This is a genomic window from Enterococcus sp. DIV1090 (assembly GCF_050537975.1).
GTDB classification, from domain to species: Bacteria; Bacillota; Bacilli; order Lactobacillales; family Enterococcaceae; genus Enterococcus; species Enterococcus faecalis.
In genome coordinates this window covers 372,216-386,091 of sequence record NZ_CP172917.1, presented here as the reverse complement: position 1 = coordinate 386,091, position 13,876 = coordinate 372,216, and the positions used below count along the sequence as shown (strand labels likewise).

The window sequence follows — 13,876 nt, the reverse complement described above, 5'->3', positions numbered from 1 at the left end:
GTCTATTTATTGATACTTCTAGGGTAGCATTCTCTCTTCGAAAAAACAACCATCCTTCTATTTTTCTCATTTTAAACTTTCTTAAGCAGTTGCAGTTGTTTTTGAACCACTTGCCAATCTTCTTTCACGACTTCTTTTAAACGATAATTATAAAAGACAGCTGCTGGATGGAAGAGTGGAATGATTTGATAGGTTTTCTGCGTCCAATGATAGTTTTGGGATTGCTCATCAAATGTTTGAATGGGCGACTGAATGACCGTTCCGTGCACTGCAGTGATTGTTGGTTTTGGTCCTAAAAGTCGTTGCAACCCAATATTCCCCAGTGTCAAAATTAGTTCAGGTTGGCAAACAGCGATTTCCCAATCAAGCAAAGGCGCAAAAATTTTGATTTCTTCTTTGGTTGGCGTTCGATTAGGAAACTTGGTTACTCTTTCTCCCGTTTTTGCAATCTGCTTCGTTTTTACAGAAAAAGGCCGACTCCTAACCGCACTGGTGATATACACCGTTTCACGACTTAAGCCAACTTGTTGTAATTGTTCCATCAACAATTGACCTGAACGCCCTATAAATGGTACGTTTTCTTTAATTTCTTCTTTTCCAGGTGCTTCCCCAATCAGCATCACTTTTGGCTGTTGCGGGCCTTGCCCTTCCACAAAACCTTCTAATGGTAAATCTTTCGCTTTAGCTAAAACTGCTTTTTTCAGATGTTCAGGATAGTGCATTTGCCATCACGCCTCTCTTCTGGTGTTCTTCCTTCGCTATATTGATTATAAATAGGACCCAAAAGAAACTCAAAAAAAGGGACCTACTCATTTAGGAGCTGGTTTTTCTACACACAAAGCTTTGTCTTTAGCTAGATAAAAAGGCCGTAAGTAACCAACTAAATTAGACATTGGTAAAACCTCCGATGGTAAATCGATCTTTAATGTCTCCTTTAAATAGGCTTTGCGTGTCGCAATCCGTTGCCACATGTCTGGATAAGTTTGCTGAATCTCTTTTTGCAGTGTTTCATCAGCCAAAGCCACACATTCTTCTGCACTCACCCCTGTATAACCAGGTACAGAAGGAATAATATCCACTTGAAAGAGCATGCCACTTTCCAAACGAATGGCTGAATCTGGATAAATAGGCGACGACATCCATTCATCATCCGAAACTAAATGCCCAGGATTCAAATGCCAGTGATAGATTTCTTTTGGTAACTGTTCTTCAATCGCTTGGTACATTTCTCGCCCTAACAGTCCGATTCGAATGGTTTCAAGCCAGTGAACGACAGCTTGAAAATAGGGTTTTGCTACGCGCTCTAAATAATCACGTTGCGCTTCTGGCAATTGCTGCTCGTTTTCAATAACAAAACCTGTTCGGCTAGACAAGCCGCCTTTGTAGCCTGTAGTTAATGATAAGGCATCACCTAACTGAATTTCTTTGGCAGTCGGATACATGTTTGCATATTCAAAACGTTGACCAGTTGCCGCAATGGTTACTACCGTCGGCGTTTGACCTTCATCATTTAACAAAGCCCCAATGTCCGTTTCACGCTGTCCTATTTCAATTGCATTTAAGGCCTTTAACATACTGCGAGAAGCCAAATTCGCCCCATATTCATAGTGCGCCAATTCGTTGGCATTATTTGTTGTGCGGGCCCCCTTTGCTCCAATCAATAAGTGGGTCCCATTTAGTAAACGAGCTTCTTTCGGCAGCGCTTTTTTCAGTGCTTCGACAATAAAATATGGCACATCAAACATAGTAGCAGGTTCTTGCTGTTGTGTCGTAAACATTTTCCACCCAACGATACCTATTTTTTGAGCAGTTTCATCGAGAAGCGTTTCAAAAATCTGCGACAACTTTTGTTCTCCAGCCATTGGTTGATTAGGTAGCGAAAAAGCTGGATAATGAATTAAATCGGCTGAGATGCGGGCATGTTGGCACAGTTTTAAATTTTCATTGCCTAAAATAAGTGTCGCCGCACCATCCTTATTTAACACAAGGAGTCCTTCTTCAAACCTCGGAATAAAGCCAGTTAAGTATTCAAAATTACTGCCATGCTCTTTGTCTGCATAGAAGACCAATTGATCGAATTTTTCTGTTTCCATTCGTTGTAATACTTTCTGCTTACGCGCCATCATCGTTTCATTCGTCAAATACGTTGGAAAAACATTCTCAAAAACAGTAGGTTCAGCAATATGTGTATAATTAATTTTTCGCTTCATTATTATCCTCCATTATTCATCTGCGACAATCAACGTTACGCCTGCTTGCGCTAACTGCTCACAGAATTTTTCATCAGGTCGTGTATCTGTCACTAAACAATCAATTTCTGTTAATTCGCAAATTTTAAATAAACCCGTTTTGTTTAATTTCGTTTGGTCTGCTAAGGCAATGACTTGTTTGCCTTGTTGAATCATTCGCCGTTTGACTTGACCTTCTTCTTCTGTGTGAATAAATAATCCTTGTTCAGATAACGCAAACACACCTAATAATGTATAGTCGGGGGCAAATTCCCCAACCTTAGCGACTGTTTCTGCCCCAAACAAAAAGAGTTGTTGTTTATGCAGTTGCCCAGGTAATACTGTAATTTTTGTCTGATCCATTTGCGCTAGAAGTAGCGCATGACTGAGAGAGTTCGTTATCGCGTGAATCGGACTATTTTCCATCGCTCGAATAGCTGCTTCCACCGTGGTTGATGAATCAAAAAAAATGGACGCTTGTTTGGGAATATTTGCCCAAACTTTTTGGGCAATCGCTTGTTTTTTCTCTGAATGCTTCATTATTCGTTGAGCATAATCGTAAATAGTTGCTTCAGACTGCACTGAGATAGCGCCACCATGCGTTCTCTTTAAATGTCCTTCCTTTTCTAAACGAATTAAATCTCGTCGAATAGTATCTTTTGAAACGGAGACTTGCTCCGCTAACGCTTCCATGGAAATACTTTTTTGTTCATTCACTATTTTTTGAATCTTGGCTAAACGTTCTTCAATCAACATGCTTCCTCACCTCTTCTAAGTAAAGATAGCACCTTTTGCATTATTTTGCAAACAAATGCAAAATAATGCAAACAAGACAAAAAAACTAGTCCTTCATTTTCTAACGAAGGGCTAGTTTGAGAGTGGTTTTAATAGGTAAATTGAATAATCATGCCGCTAGGATCTTCTAACGCAAGTAAATGATCTTTGGCAATAAAATGTAACTTTGCTTCTTCCGCATTGGCTTGGACGATCTCTAAATCTGCCGCAGTTGGTAAACGGAAGGTGTAATTTTCTAAGCCAAATTGATTTTCTTGAATCGTTGGCAGCTGTTTGCCGCTCCATGTATTTGTCCCAATATGATGATGGTACTGACCCGCTGCAAAAAACTTCGCTTGTTGACCAAAGTTAGACTTTAAGCCAAACCCTAAGTTTTTATAGAACGTTTCAGTGGCATCTAAATCGGCCACTTTCAAATGAATGTGCCCAATTTTAGAACCTTCGGAAATTCCTAGCCAGTGACCGTCAGCTTCTGCAGCTAAACTATCACCGTCTAATTCTTCTGTCACACCGATAATTTCACCATTTGGACGAATATCCCAGACTTCTTCTGGTTTATCCCAATAAATTTCGATGCCATTATTTTCTGGATCACTTAAGTAAAGGGCTTCACTATAGCCATGATCTGCTGCGCCAATTTGCACATTTTCCTGCAAAAGCCACAGCAACATATTGCCTAAATCTTTGCGGGTTGGTAGCAGGAAAGCAATATGGTACAAGCCAGTGGTACCCTGATTTTCTTCCCCAGCTGTTAGTTCTTTTAAGACAAGAATTGCATCGTTGGTGCCTTGTGGCGCTAGCCAAGCACGTCCCTCTCCTTGTTTTAAAAGTTTTAAGCCAATTGTTTTCGTATAAAAGTTTACCATTTTATCTAAATCAGCCACTTTCAAAGTGACTTGTTGAATCCCAATATTACTTGGTAATGCTTGAACCATTTGCTTTCACTCCTTTCCTCTTCGTTTTACTAAAGCAATGATTTAGTTGAATTCTTTAAAACGAGCACTATCTTCCATGTATTCTTTTTCGCCAGCTGGCGCTTCAATGGAACCAATGACCATTTGTGCACGTAAATTCCAGTTTGCAGGAATTGACCATTCTGCAGCAACCGCTTCGTCAATAACTGGATTGTAGTGTTGTAGGTTTGCGCCGATATTTTCTTGCGCTAAGGCAGTCCAAACGTTCGCTTGTGTTAAACCAGTTGCTTGTTCAGACCAAACAGGGAAGTTATCCGCATATAATGGGAAGCTATCTTGTAAGTTTTTCACGATATCTGTATCTTCAAAGAATAAAATTGTGCCCGCACCAGCTGCAAAACCTTGTAATTTAGCTTGTGTGTTTGGAAATGCTTCTGCTGGAGTTAATGGTTTTAAGGCGTCTTCAGTCATTGCCCATAATTTTTTGTGAGCATCGCCGAATAAGAACACAACACGTTGTGTTTGAGAGTTAAAAGCTGTTGGACTTTCTCTAACAACTTCTTTTACTAAAGCAGTTACTTCTTCTTTTGAAATTGGTAAGTTTTCTCCTAAAGCATAGATTGAACGACGGTTTTTCATCATTTCAGTAAATTTTGACATAATATGTTCATCCTTTCGAATTTCCTCAGTAAATTCATTTAATTTTGTTTACATGCTTACTATACTACCTTACTAAAAGTAAGTAAAGCTTTTTGTCTTACTTTTTGTAAGTTTTTTTTATTTTTTAGTGAAAAACCTTATTCTACCAAAGAAAAAACAACCAGCTTTTTTCTAAGAAAAAGAAAAATCTGGTTGTCGATTAATAAATGTAGAAGTCAATTGAATCGTTTTCGGCCGTTTTTCTTGAAATAAATGTGTGGCTTTTTCCCCTAATTCCATTAATGGATGACAGATTGTTGAAAAATTTAAAATTTCACTTAATAAAGTTTGTTCCTGTCCCACTAAAAAGAGTGGTCTTTCAATAACGGCTTGAATCCCTGCGGCAATTTCATCACCGTTGGTCACAACCGCTTGGAGCGTTGGATCTTGCCCACAGTGACGTCCTACTTCACACCCATCTTCATAGGTTAAACAGTCCTTAAATAACCGATTTTCAGGAATCGCTCCATAAATTTCCTGATATGCGTCAACTAAATAGCGTGCGCTTGTACTTTTTTCTGGTGCACGGTTAATCGTAATTGCCACTTCACTACATCCTTGTTGTTTCAATGCTTGGAAGACCCGCCGATAAACGGTTAAACGATCGATATAGATACTAGCATAACTAGGGTCTTCTATTTTTTCACAAAAAACAACTTGCTCTTTATATGGAGCAAACACACTTAAAGGATTTGCCTTTGACAAAACAATCATGCCATCAAACGCACCCGTGGCCATTTTTTCCAAGTAACTTTTTTCAACTTCTTTATCATAATCCGTTGGTAATAAACTGACCATCATCCCTTGTTGAAATGCTTGGTGGATAATCCCACTTAAAATAGCATCAAAATAAGGTTGATTCGTATAAGGAACCATGACACCTAATGTATTACTTTTCCCAAAGCTAAGATTTCTCGCTAATATATTGGGCTTATAGCCCAACTCATCGATAATTGCTTGGATTTTCAGTCGTTTTTCTTCAGAAACATAAGGATGATGATTAATCACACGCGAAACAGTCGTAACTGAAGATCCTGAAAGGCGCGCAATTTCTCGAATTGTTGTCATACTTTCACCTCATTACTTTACAAAATTGAGTTAAATAAGGCACAATCCCTGTCCCGTAATCAACAAAACGATAAAAGGTCTCCTGCCAAGCAAAAGAAATTTCCTGAATATCCTCCTGCTGTGTCAAGTGCCACTCCGTTATCTGATGGTACGGAATTTCTTGATGCCAAATCTTATAGTATTTTTTGGGACTATTTAACTGCAGACTTTTGGCCGTCGTAGTCACCGAGACAAAATAGTAATCCATACCAAGTCTATCGCTTATCTCCACTATAACATTCATTTTCATGCCCTCCAATATTTTGATACACCTAGCTTACCTTATGAAACGCGTACCAGAGCAAGAGGAAAAATAAAAAAAGTGAGACCATGTTATACTAGATGTATCATATAAAAGCAAAGGATGAGTGCAATGGAAACTGTTACAGTAGCAACAAAAAGCGACTTACTAACAAATTTGAACAAGCAAACTCTTTTATAACTTTTAAGATAATCAGCTGAACAAAAGTAGCTCCTTCGGAAATAAGCTGAAATTCCTCGAAAGTCAAAAAGCAACTTTCAAAAATTTCTTCTTATTTCTTGGAGCTAAACACTTTTGTCTCAGCCTCGAGGGCACTTGCACAAGAAATTTACCACTTAAAAAAACAACAATTAACCGAAACGGAAGAAATGGGCTTTTTAGTGGGCAGCCAAGGTGCTGGCTCATTTTTAACCTATTTAATTGAGAAGTTATCCTATATAAATTCGGCGCTATCGCCAGAAGAACAAAAAATTGAACATGCGATTTTGCGTTTGTATGTTATTAAAAAATTAACTCCAGAAACTACTTTATTACGTCTAAAACAGTTAGATTATTAAAATTTTATTTAATCAAGATAGACCAATTCCCCGCGTACAACGAGTCCCTTTCATTAATCACTTGATATAATTACCTTTATTCAAGTTCCCACCATTGTCATTATCGATTAACCAATGGTATATTAGAAGTAACAGATAAGTCATTTTATTTGAAAAAGTGTTTGGGAAATGTTTGGGGAGGAATGTTTATTTGTCAACCGCAGGAAAAAAAGAAAGAAATTTCTGTTGCTAAGTTACGTTATCGTTTTGAAGTACCAATGATTATCATTGGTTTTGTTTTATTGTTTTTCGCATTGGGGTTAGTTGCCTTATTGATATTGAGTGATTTGCCGATTCCTGACTGGTTATTAATTGTCTTAATTGCACCAATTGCGCCAGTCATTGCTTTTTTTACCATTCGTTATATGTACATGGACACTGCTTCTAACGGAGTGGAAATTACAGAAAATCAGTTACCAGAAATTTATTCCTTGTATATTGATTTGGCAAAAGAAATGGGCTTTGGCACTAAAAAATTAAGGATGCCACGTCTTTATTTAATCAACGGGAATGGTGTCTTAAACGCTTTTGCGGCAAAATGCTCTTTACACAGACGCTATGTTGTCATTCACAGTGATTTGTTGGACATCGCGTACAATACAGGCGATTTTTCGCTGATTCGCTTTATTTTGGCACACGAGCTAGGACACCATAAATGTGGACACACTAATTTATGGCGGCTAATGTTATCCATTATTTTGAAACCAGTTGCGTTAGATAAAAGTTTTACAAGAACGCAAGAATATACCGCTGATCGCGCAGGTTTATACTACGCAGAAGAAGGTGCTTTAAGCATGATTTATTTATTTTCAGGAAAATACATGGGCAGTCGTGTGGATTTAGAAGAATACTTTCACAGTATTGATTTACATGATGATACCATCTGGCTTAAATTGAGTAACTTCTTATCCGATCATCCTGTTGGCTTCCGTCGAATGCAAACATTGAAAAAAGCCAAAGATACTGGCAATTGGGACGTTCATGGGAAATTTTTCTAGCAAGAGCCAACCATCATTAAATAAACGTGCTGGGACAAAAGATTCTTTAACTTTTGTCCCAGCACGTTTATTAATCCACCAATAAATGAACAAATTCTTCTTTGGTGATATTTACAAAGTAGTCTTCAAAGTTAAACGCTGCTAATGCTTGCCAAATTGATGAATACTGATAGTCCACACCTAATAAAGCCGCAACGATTTCCGCTGTTTCTTTTTTGGCAAAGTAATCACCATAAATCGTTAACTCAATTATTTTACCTTTTTCAACAGTCAAACGTGCATCCACAATGCCGCCTTTAAACTTTTCTTCTTTTTTGATCGTAAATTTAGGCGCTTCACCAAAAATCCAAGCTTCATTGCCATACACTTCAGCGACCAATTTCCTAATTTCCTGTTGATCTGCTTTGGTTAGGACATATTCTTTCTCCGCAATTTCAGTTAGAGATTCGACATCAAAGAGCTCCATCAGTAAACGATTGCGAAATTCCTCGATGGTTAATTGTTGATATTTTTCGTCTAAGTACGGCCGTAAATTGGTTACGCGTCCCCGAACAGATTTTGTCCCTTTTGATTCAATTTTTTTCTTAGAAACAGTTAAAACACGTTGAACTTCTGCCAAATCAACATCATACATCAAGGTACCATGAGTATACATCTTCCCCTTTTTTGTATACATGGCATTGCCAGAAAATTTTTTCCCATCAATTAATAAATCATTGCGACCGCTAATCTCGGCCCCCGTTGCGCCCATTTTATGTAATGCTTCAATAATTGGTTTAGTGAACGCTTTAAAATCCCCAAAAGCTTGATGTCCTTCCTGAACAACAAAACTAAAGCTGACATTCCCGAGATCATCATAAACAGCACCACCGCCCGATAAACGGCGAGTAATAACGATTCCCTTCTCTCTAGCATAAGCTAAGTCAATTTCTTCATAAGCATTTTGATTTCGGCCTAAAATAACACAGGGTTCCTGAATATAAAACAACACTAAGGGCTCTTCAAAAGAGAGAGTGTTTAATAGATAATCTTCCGTTGCTAAATTTTCACGAATATCTCGTGACTGCATTATGACATAACGCATAAGGTCGCCCCACTTCTTTTTCTTCTAGTGTATCACTTTCTTTCAAAATTGGTTCACTAAACGTCTTCTCTGGCCATTCTCAAAAGCGGATGATCAACAAAAAAACGAACGTGGGACAACAATCACTTTGGATGTTTGTTCCACGCTCAAAATCTAATAAACAGCAATTGCAGAACTGTTTAGCTTTTTAATCTAACCAAGTTACTACTTCTGAAACATCTCGTCGGACTGTTTCAAAGCCGGGTGTTTGAGCTTTGCCAATCGGAATAATCAGTCCGTTCACTAAATGATCCTCAATATTAAATAACTTGCGAACAGCTTCTGTTTCAAAACCAGACATCGCCACAGTATCATAGCCTCGATCTTTTGCAGAAAGCATCAGCTGCATCGCAACTAAGCCTTGGTCTAACATTAGCCACTCTCTTTTTTGTTCTTCGCTAACATCATAGTACCAAGAAACATTTTCATTAATTCCTTGACGAATTTCTTCCGTCATCGTTCCTTGTGCGACAGCTTTAGCACTGATTTCATCTGCATTGGCCACTGTATAAGCAGTCAAATCACCTAATAAAATAATCACCGCCGCTGCCCCTTTAACTGCTGGTTGTTGCATCGAAACTTCGTAAAGGGCTTCTTTTTGTTCTTTTTCTGTGACAATTAAAAAACGCCATGAATTTAAATTGGTACTATTTGGCGCGAACATCGCTTCCTCAATTATGGCCATTAATTCCTCTTTAGGAATCTCAACATCTGGCATAAAATCCCGAACTGAGCGGCGGCTGCGAACAACATCTTGATACATCATATTTCTTCTTCCTTCCTCTTACCTTACTTGACATAGTTATTATTACTCACTATGATGGAGAAAAAAAGTACGCACTTTTTATTCACCTAGGAAGAAAAAAGTAACCATTACGTGTCACAAGGAGAAACTATGACAACTGATAAACAAACCAGTATCAACTTAGCCCTTTCCACCATTAACGGCAAATGGAAATTATCATTAATGGATGAATTATTCCAAGGAACCAAGCGCAACGGTGAATTGATGCGTGCGCTCGACGGAATCACTCAGCGCGTCCTGACAGATCGCTTGAGAGAAATGGAAAAAGATGGCCTAGTCCATCGAGAATCCTTTAACGAACTACCCCCGCGTGTGGAATATACGCTCACTCCGGAAGGATATGCTCTTTATGATGCCCTCTCTTCACTTTGCCATTGGGGCGAAACATTTGCACAAAAAAAGGCGAGACTTAACAAATAAGTCTCGTCTTTTTTTATCTATTTTGGGTATTATGGGTAAACTTAAGATATTTTTGAAGTCCTTCTTGAATTGAATAAACGGGTGAAAAACCTAAGCCTTTCAAAGCAGAACTATCTGAAAGAGAATATTTTATATCGCCATCTCGTTCCTTTTGATAAGAAACTGGCAAAGAAAGTCCCACTAATTGGTTCATTTCTTCAATTAATTGATTAAGGGAAATGGCAACTTCGGTACCCACATTATAAACATGTCCCAACGCTTCACTTTTGGTTGCTACTAAATCTAATGCAGTTAGGACATCCTCAATGTAGATAAAGTCACGTGTTTGCTGACCATCTCCAAATATTTGAAATTGGCTCGCTTGCCCTTGCTCTAATTGGATATAACGATCCATCAAAATGGACAGGACACCAGAATAGGGGGAAGCAGGATTTTGATTGGGACCATAGACGTTAAAGAAGCGAACTGCGCTTGTAGGTACCCCATGTAAATGGTATTCATTGAGAACATAACGTTCAGCAGCAAACTTATCAATAGCATAGGGACTCAAAGGGCAAATCACCGAAGTTTCTCTTTTAGGCAACGTTGGCTCTGCACCGTAAACGGCTGCCGACGAAGCAAAAACAAAACGTTTGAGCTCTTTTTGATATTTTTTTATTGATTCCAATATTTTCAATACACTTAAAAAATTGACCTCGTGGGTCTCTAGAGGCTGTGCCACAGAACTTGCCACGCTTGCCACGGCCGCAAGATGAAAGATATACTCAAACGAATGCTTTGAAAGTACTTCGTCCAATAATTGCTGATCCGTCACACTTCCTTTAATAAAAACCAACTGCTCAGTTTGTTGCAAATTTGACACTCGCCCCATGGACAAATCATCAATCACAAAAACTTGATACTGTTGACTATAAAAATTAGCCAAATTAGAACCAATAAAGCCAGCTCCTCCAGTAATTAATAGTTTCTTCACCTCTTTGCTTCCTCTCTTTTTTTTAATTTAATTCCACTTTTTTCGTGTTATTTTCTCTTTGGAATAAAAAAATGCAATATCGAATGAACACATAACTTACAATAGCCACAGCTAATAAGAGTTCAAAAGTAGACAAAATATTTAACAGACTCGTTAGGCCTACCTTTTCTGCAAATAAAGGTTTAACTTTGACTAATGCTGTCGCAGAAATCACTAATGGGAATGTAAAGGCAGCATAACTTGGATAGAATGTCACTTGCATAATTTTATATAGATTCACTACTACAATCCCATAAATACATTGAGATAAAATTAGCAAGAAAACAACTAATGGCATATACAAATGACCACCCATTGAAATATAGCCAGCTAAACATAACGAACCTGGCGCTGTCATAATCGTCAATAAAGGAATGGTCGATTCAGGCATTTCTTTCGACTTCGTAATTCTCTTGATTAAAATTGGTAACAAGAGTAAATAAAAGAACAACGCTACCCAAAAAACAATTTTTCCCAACTCATTGATAAACAATTGAGAAGTATTAGGAATAACGCCAATGCCGACAAACGTAATAAACCAGCTTGGATAAATATGTTCCAGTTCGATTTTTGTTGGAAAAATATGCACCGCTACAAAATAAATCATTAAAATAAAATGTAAAATCACTGCGCCAATCCACAACACATTAATCCAAGCAGCATTGGTAAATATCCGATCTAAGAAAACACAAATAACCATTAAAGCCATTGTAAATGTTGGTGATACCGAAGCAATAATTGGATCATCTAAGGTGCTTAATGCATGTTTCATTGTAAAAATAATTTTTAAAATAACTAAAATCATTAAGAGACTGCCAAGTACACAATAAATGGTCCCAATTGTTGCATATCCCAAGGAATAAAGTAAATTCCCCAAAGAAACCATCCCTAAAATTAGTCCGCAAATGGGAATCGGGACTTTCCGCAAGAATTTTTTCGCACTTTCTACCATTATGTAGTCACACTCCGTCTTTATTTATTATTATTGATATTAATCAAAAGTATGTTATTATACTAAATGAAATATTTATATTTGTAAAATAAATATTTGCAATACCAACTATTAAGATAGTAAATAGAAAGAGGCGATTTTATGTTCGAATGGATCAAAACATTTATTGCTGTGTATGAAACCAAAAATTTTAGTGCGGCGGCCAAACAATTGTATATTTCTCAGCCAACTGTTTCTTTGCAAATCAAGAAATTAGAGCAACACTTTTCGATCAAGCTGTTCTATCGTAATGGAAAACAATCGGTTATTCCTACCAAAGAAGCTGATTTTCTATATCCAAAAATGCTCTCGATTATTGAAAGCTTAACTACTTCTTTTGCGCAAGCTGCAGAAAAAGAGAATTTTAAAGAAGACTGCATTATAGCCTCTTCAAATACAGTTGCTATTTATTTACTGCCAGATATTATGGAGAGTTTGGTTACCGCTTTTCCACTCATCAACTTTTCGATTCAACTGATGAATTCAAACGAAGTCGTGGATATGGTTCAAAATAATCATGCCCACATTGGACTAATTGAAAAACCCATTGAAACCAAAAATCTACACAAAGAAATTGTTTATGAAGACCAACTAGTTCTAGCAGGAGATGCCGCTTCAAAATTTTGGCTCTTAAGAGAAAAGAACTCTGGCTTACGTTTTTTCAATGAGCTTTATCTCAACGAACACAGCATCAACTTACCAATTATCGAATTAAACAACAACGAAGTCCTATTACAATTGCTAAAAAATAACATTGGGCAATCAATTGTTTCTCGATTATCTATTTCCGATGAGATCCCTTGGCAACCAATTGATCAGTCCTTTGCTTCTCGAAAAATTTTCATTGTCCAGACCGATCACCATGCCAATACTTCCTTCTCTGAAGTTTATAACCGAATCGTTGAAAAAATTCGTGAACGACAAACCTAAAAAACAGGAGAACGACTTAGCTTTCGCTAAATCGTTTTCCTGTTTTTTATTTATCAGTTTCCTCTACCAATTCAAATTCAAAAGGTTCTAACTCAAATAGTTGGTGTAAAATTTGCTGGGTTTCTTGGAACACTTGTTGTGGCTCTTTAGACAAAAGAGTGCTTCGAATGGTCTGTTTTTTTGATTGAAAAAGAATTCTCGTTTCCTCTTCCTTAAATACCACTTGATGAGTTTCCCTTTCAAACATCGTATATTCTTCGAACATTTCCATAACTAATTTTTGACGAAACCCTTCTTTGAGTGCTAATAAAGTTACTAAATCTGCAACGGTTAGCGTTTCTAACGCAATTGTTTCATCTTCTACATGAACAAGATAATTCGTACACTTCACATTCGGACAGGCATTGCAGCCGCCATTAATCAAGTCTGAGGTAGTTGTTATTTTCACCTGTTTCATCTTAATCCTTCTTTCCTACTTTTCGAGAAAAACACAAGGGGTCTCCTCAAAAATATTCAATAAAATATGATTGACTTCTTGAAAGACTTCTTCGTGATTCCGGCATTGTTTTTCCATTACTAAACGCAGATCATTCACAACAAAAGTCAACGTCGTCGCTTGTTGGGAAACATGTATACAACGGTTGCCTTTAACAAAACATTCTGTTTGTTCTTCAATGAATGGTTCTTTTTGATAGCCATATGCTGAAGCGACACATTCCAGGATTTCGTAGATTTCTATTTTTGGAAGTTCATAGCTACAGCTACCGATAACTAGTTGAAAACGGTTCGGCTGTTTTTCATTATTGCTTGCATAATACACTGTTGTCGTTGTCATTTTGCCTCCTTATCTCCTCTATTTTCCTACTCTTATCATAACAAAAAAAGCACGCTTCCCTTATTTAAATTGTTAATAAAGACTATTACAGATTGGTATAACCACACCTAAAAAGTTCGTGATATAATTCACTAAGAAAGAAATATTACAGAAAGAAGAGA

17 protein-coding genes are annotated in these 13,876 nt (G+C 37.4%); 4 read left to right on the top strand and 13 right to left on the bottom strand.

The window, feature by feature from the left end:
• Positions 1 to 71 precede the first annotated feature (71 nt).
• The 7 genes from IGL48_RS01960 to IGL48_RS01930 all read right to left on the bottom strand — a co-directional run bounded on the left by IGL48_RS01960 (position 72) and on the right by IGL48_RS01930 (position 5,993).
• On the bottom strand, positions 72 to 722 hold the full coding sequence (locus IGL48_RS01960) for a uracil-DNA glycosylase (RefSeq protein ID WP_002355481.1): 651 nt from the start codon (positions 720 to 722) through the stop codon (positions 72 to 74).
• Positions 723 to 809: 87 nt separating this feature from the next.
• On the bottom strand, positions 810 to 2,210 hold the full coding sequence (locus IGL48_RS01955; RefSeq protein ID WP_010822529.1) for an aminopeptidase P family protein: 1,401 nt from the start codon (positions 2,208 to 2,210) through the stop codon (positions 810 to 812).
• Positions 2,211 to 2,222: 12 nt separating this feature from the next.
• The gene (locus IGL48_RS01950; RefSeq protein WP_010824391.1) at positions 2,223 to 2,984 is read right to left on the bottom strand and encodes a DeoR/GlpR family DNA-binding transcription regulator; all 762 of its coding nucleotides are present in this window, start codon (positions 2,982 to 2,984) and stop codon (positions 2,223 to 2,225) included.
• A 128-nt stretch (positions 2,985 to 3,112) separates the two neighbouring features.
• Positions 3,113 to 3,958 carry a VOC family protein gene (locus IGL48_RS01945; RefSeq protein WP_002358647.1) on the bottom strand — a complete coding sequence of 282 codons (846 nt, stop codon included), beginning with the start codon at positions 3,956 to 3,958 and terminating at the stop codon, positions 3,113 to 3,115.
• 42 nt (positions 3,959 to 4,000) lie between these two features.
• On the bottom strand, positions 4,001 to 4,597 hold the full coding sequence (locus IGL48_RS01940; RefSeq protein ID WP_002355475.1) for a nitroreductase family protein: 597 nt from the start codon (positions 4,595 to 4,597) through the stop codon (positions 4,001 to 4,003).
• A 171-nt stretch (positions 4,598 to 4,768) separates the two neighbouring features.
• Positions 4,769 to 5,704, bottom strand: coding sequence for a LacI family DNA-binding transcriptional regulator (locus IGL48_RS01935; RefSeq protein WP_002361227.1), 936 nt, complete (start codon positions 5,702 to 5,704; stop codon positions 4,769 to 4,771).
• A 4-nt stretch (positions 5,705 to 5,708) separates the two neighbouring features.
• Positions 5,709 to 5,993, bottom strand: a complete 285-nt coding sequence (locus IGL48_RS01930) for a hypothetical protein (RefSeq protein WP_002366136.1) — start codon at positions 5,991 to 5,993, stop codon at positions 5,709 to 5,711.
• 290 nt (positions 5,994 to 6,283) lie between these two features.
• On the opposite strand from IGL48_RS01930, the gene IGL48_RS01925 reads away from it, so the two are divergent.
• Both IGL48_RS01925 and IGL48_RS01920 read left to right on the top strand, forming a co-directional pair.
• Positions 6,284 to 6,562, top strand: a complete 279-nt coding sequence (locus IGL48_RS01925; protein WP_002413724.1) for a hypothetical protein — start codon at positions 6,284 to 6,286, stop codon at positions 6,560 to 6,562.
• Between the two features lie 182 nt (positions 6,563 to 6,744).
• Positions 6,745 to 7,599 (top strand): M48 family metallopeptidase, encoded by an 855-nt coding sequence (locus tag IGL48_RS01920; RefSeq protein ID WP_282853147.1) that lies wholly within the window; start codon positions 6,745 to 6,747, stop codon positions 7,597 to 7,599.
• Positions 7,600 to 7,669: 70 nt separating this feature from the next.
• Here IGL48_RS01920 and IGL48_RS01915 read toward each other — a convergent pair whose 3' ends face one another.
• Positions 7,670 to 8,683, bottom strand: a complete 1,014-nt coding sequence (locus tag IGL48_RS01915; RefSeq protein ID WP_002389569.1) for a lipoate--protein ligase — start codon at positions 8,681 to 8,683, stop codon at positions 7,670 to 7,672.
• A gap of 187 nt (positions 8,684 to 8,870) precedes the next feature.
• A complete protein-coding gene (locus tag IGL48_RS01910) occupies positions 8,871 to 9,488 on the bottom strand; it encodes a nitroreductase family protein (protein ID WP_002355466.1) in 618 nt (205 codons plus the stop codon).
• Positions 9,489 to 9,599: 111 nt separating this feature from the next.
• Between IGL48_RS01910 and IGL48_RS01905 the strand changes: the two genes are divergently transcribed.
• The gene (locus IGL48_RS01905; protein ID WP_002355464.1) at positions 9,600 to 9,947 is read left to right on the top strand and encodes a winged helix-turn-helix transcriptional regulator; all 348 of its coding nucleotides are present in this window, start codon (positions 9,600 to 9,602) and stop codon (positions 9,945 to 9,947) included.
• Positions 9,948 to 9,960: 13 nt separating this feature from the next.
• Here IGL48_RS01905 and IGL48_RS01900 read toward each other — a convergent pair whose 3' ends face one another.
• Together IGL48_RS01900 and IGL48_RS01895 are read right to left on the bottom strand one after the other, a co-directional pair.
• Positions 9,961 to 10,920: a GDP-mannose 4,6-dehydratase gene (locus IGL48_RS01900; RefSeq protein WP_002380066.1), complete on the bottom strand. Its 960-nt coding sequence runs from the start codon at positions 10,918 to 10,920 to the stop codon at positions 9,961 to 9,963.
• A gap of 22 nt (positions 10,921 to 10,942) precedes the next feature.
• Positions 10,943 to 11,911 carry a TDT family transporter gene (locus tag IGL48_RS01895; protein WP_002355462.1) on the bottom strand — a complete coding sequence of 323 codons (969 nt, stop codon included), beginning with the start codon at positions 11,909 to 11,911 and terminating at the stop codon, positions 10,943 to 10,945.
• Positions 11,912 to 12,052: 141 nt separating this feature from the next.
• Between IGL48_RS01895 and IGL48_RS01890 the strand changes: the two genes are divergently transcribed.
• A complete protein-coding gene (locus IGL48_RS01890) occupies positions 12,053 to 12,880 on the top strand; it encodes a LysR family transcriptional regulator (RefSeq protein WP_002358639.1) in 828 nt (275 codons plus the stop codon).
• A gap of 46 nt (positions 12,881 to 12,926) precedes the next feature.
• Here IGL48_RS01890 and IGL48_RS01885 read toward each other — a convergent pair whose 3' ends face one another.
• Both IGL48_RS01885 and IGL48_RS01880 read right to left on the bottom strand, forming a co-directional pair.
• Positions 12,927 to 13,337, bottom strand: coding sequence for a DUF4809 family protein (locus tag IGL48_RS01885; RefSeq protein ID WP_010777399.1), 411 nt, complete (start codon positions 13,335 to 13,337; stop codon positions 12,927 to 12,929).
• A 15-nt stretch (positions 13,338 to 13,352) separates the two neighbouring features.
• The gene (locus IGL48_RS01880) at positions 13,353 to 13,715 is read right to left on the bottom strand and encodes a DUF4809 family protein (protein ID WP_002363122.1); all 363 of its coding nucleotides are present in this window, start codon (positions 13,713 to 13,715) and stop codon (positions 13,353 to 13,355) included.
• Between the last annotated feature and the right edge of the window lie 161 nt (positions 13,716 to 13,876).

What these genes read in the sequence shown, in the direction of transcription:
- IGL48_RS01890 (WP_002358639.1), top strand. Translation starts at nt 12,053, where the DNA reads ATGTTCGAATGGATCAAAACATTTATTGCTGTGTATGAAACCAAAAAT.
- IGL48_RS01950 (WP_010824391.1), bottom strand. Translation starts at nt 2,984, where the DNA reads ATGTTGATTGAAGAACGTTTAGCCAAGATTCAAAAAATAGTGAATGAA.
- IGL48_RS01915 (WP_002389569.1), bottom strand. Translation starts at nt 8,683, where the DNA reads ATGCGTTATGTCATAATGCAGTCACGAGATATTCGTGAAAATTTAGCA.
- IGL48_RS01895 (WP_002355462.1), bottom strand. Translation starts at nt 11,911, where the DNA reads ATGGTAGAAAGTGCGAAAAAATTCTTGCGGAAAGTCCCGATTCCCATT.
- IGL48_RS01910 (WP_002355466.1), bottom strand. Translation starts at nt 9,488, where the DNA reads ATGATGTATCAAGATGTTGTTCGCAGCCGCCGCTCAGTTCGGGATTTT.
- IGL48_RS01930 (WP_002366136.1), bottom strand. Translation starts at nt 5,993, where the DNA reads ATGAAAATGAATGTTATAGTGGAGATAAGCGATAGACTTGGTATGGAT.
- IGL48_RS01960 (WP_002355481.1), bottom strand. Translation starts at nt 722, where the DNA reads ATGCACTATCCTGAACATCTGAAAAAAGCAGTTTTAGCTAAAGCGAAA.
- IGL48_RS01940 (WP_002355475.1), bottom strand. Translation starts at nt 4,597, where the DNA reads ATGTCAAAATTTACTGAAATGATGAAAAACCGTCGTTCAATCTATGCT.
- IGL48_RS01920 (WP_282853147.1), top strand. Translation starts at nt 6,745, where the DNA reads ATGTTTATTTGTCAACCGCAGGAAAAAAAGAAAGAAATTTCTGTTGCT.
- IGL48_RS01885 (WP_010777399.1), bottom strand. Translation starts at nt 13,337, where the DNA reads ATGAAACAGGTGAAAATAACAACTACCTCAGACTTGATTAATGGCGGC.
- IGL48_RS01880 (WP_002363122.1), bottom strand. Translation starts at nt 13,715, where the DNA reads ATGACAACGACAACAGTGTATTATGCAAGCAATAATGAAAAACAGCCG.
- IGL48_RS01935 (WP_002361227.1), bottom strand. Translation starts at nt 5,704, where the DNA reads ATGACAACAATTCGAGAAATTGCGCGCCTTTCAGGATCTTCAGTTACG.
- IGL48_RS01945 (WP_002358647.1), bottom strand. Translation starts at nt 3,958, where the DNA reads ATGGTTCAAGCATTACCAAGTAATATTGGGATTCAACAAGTCACTTTG.
- IGL48_RS01955 (WP_010822529.1), bottom strand. Translation starts at nt 2,210, where the DNA reads ATGAAGCGAAAAATTAATTATACACATATTGCTGAACCTACTGTTTTT.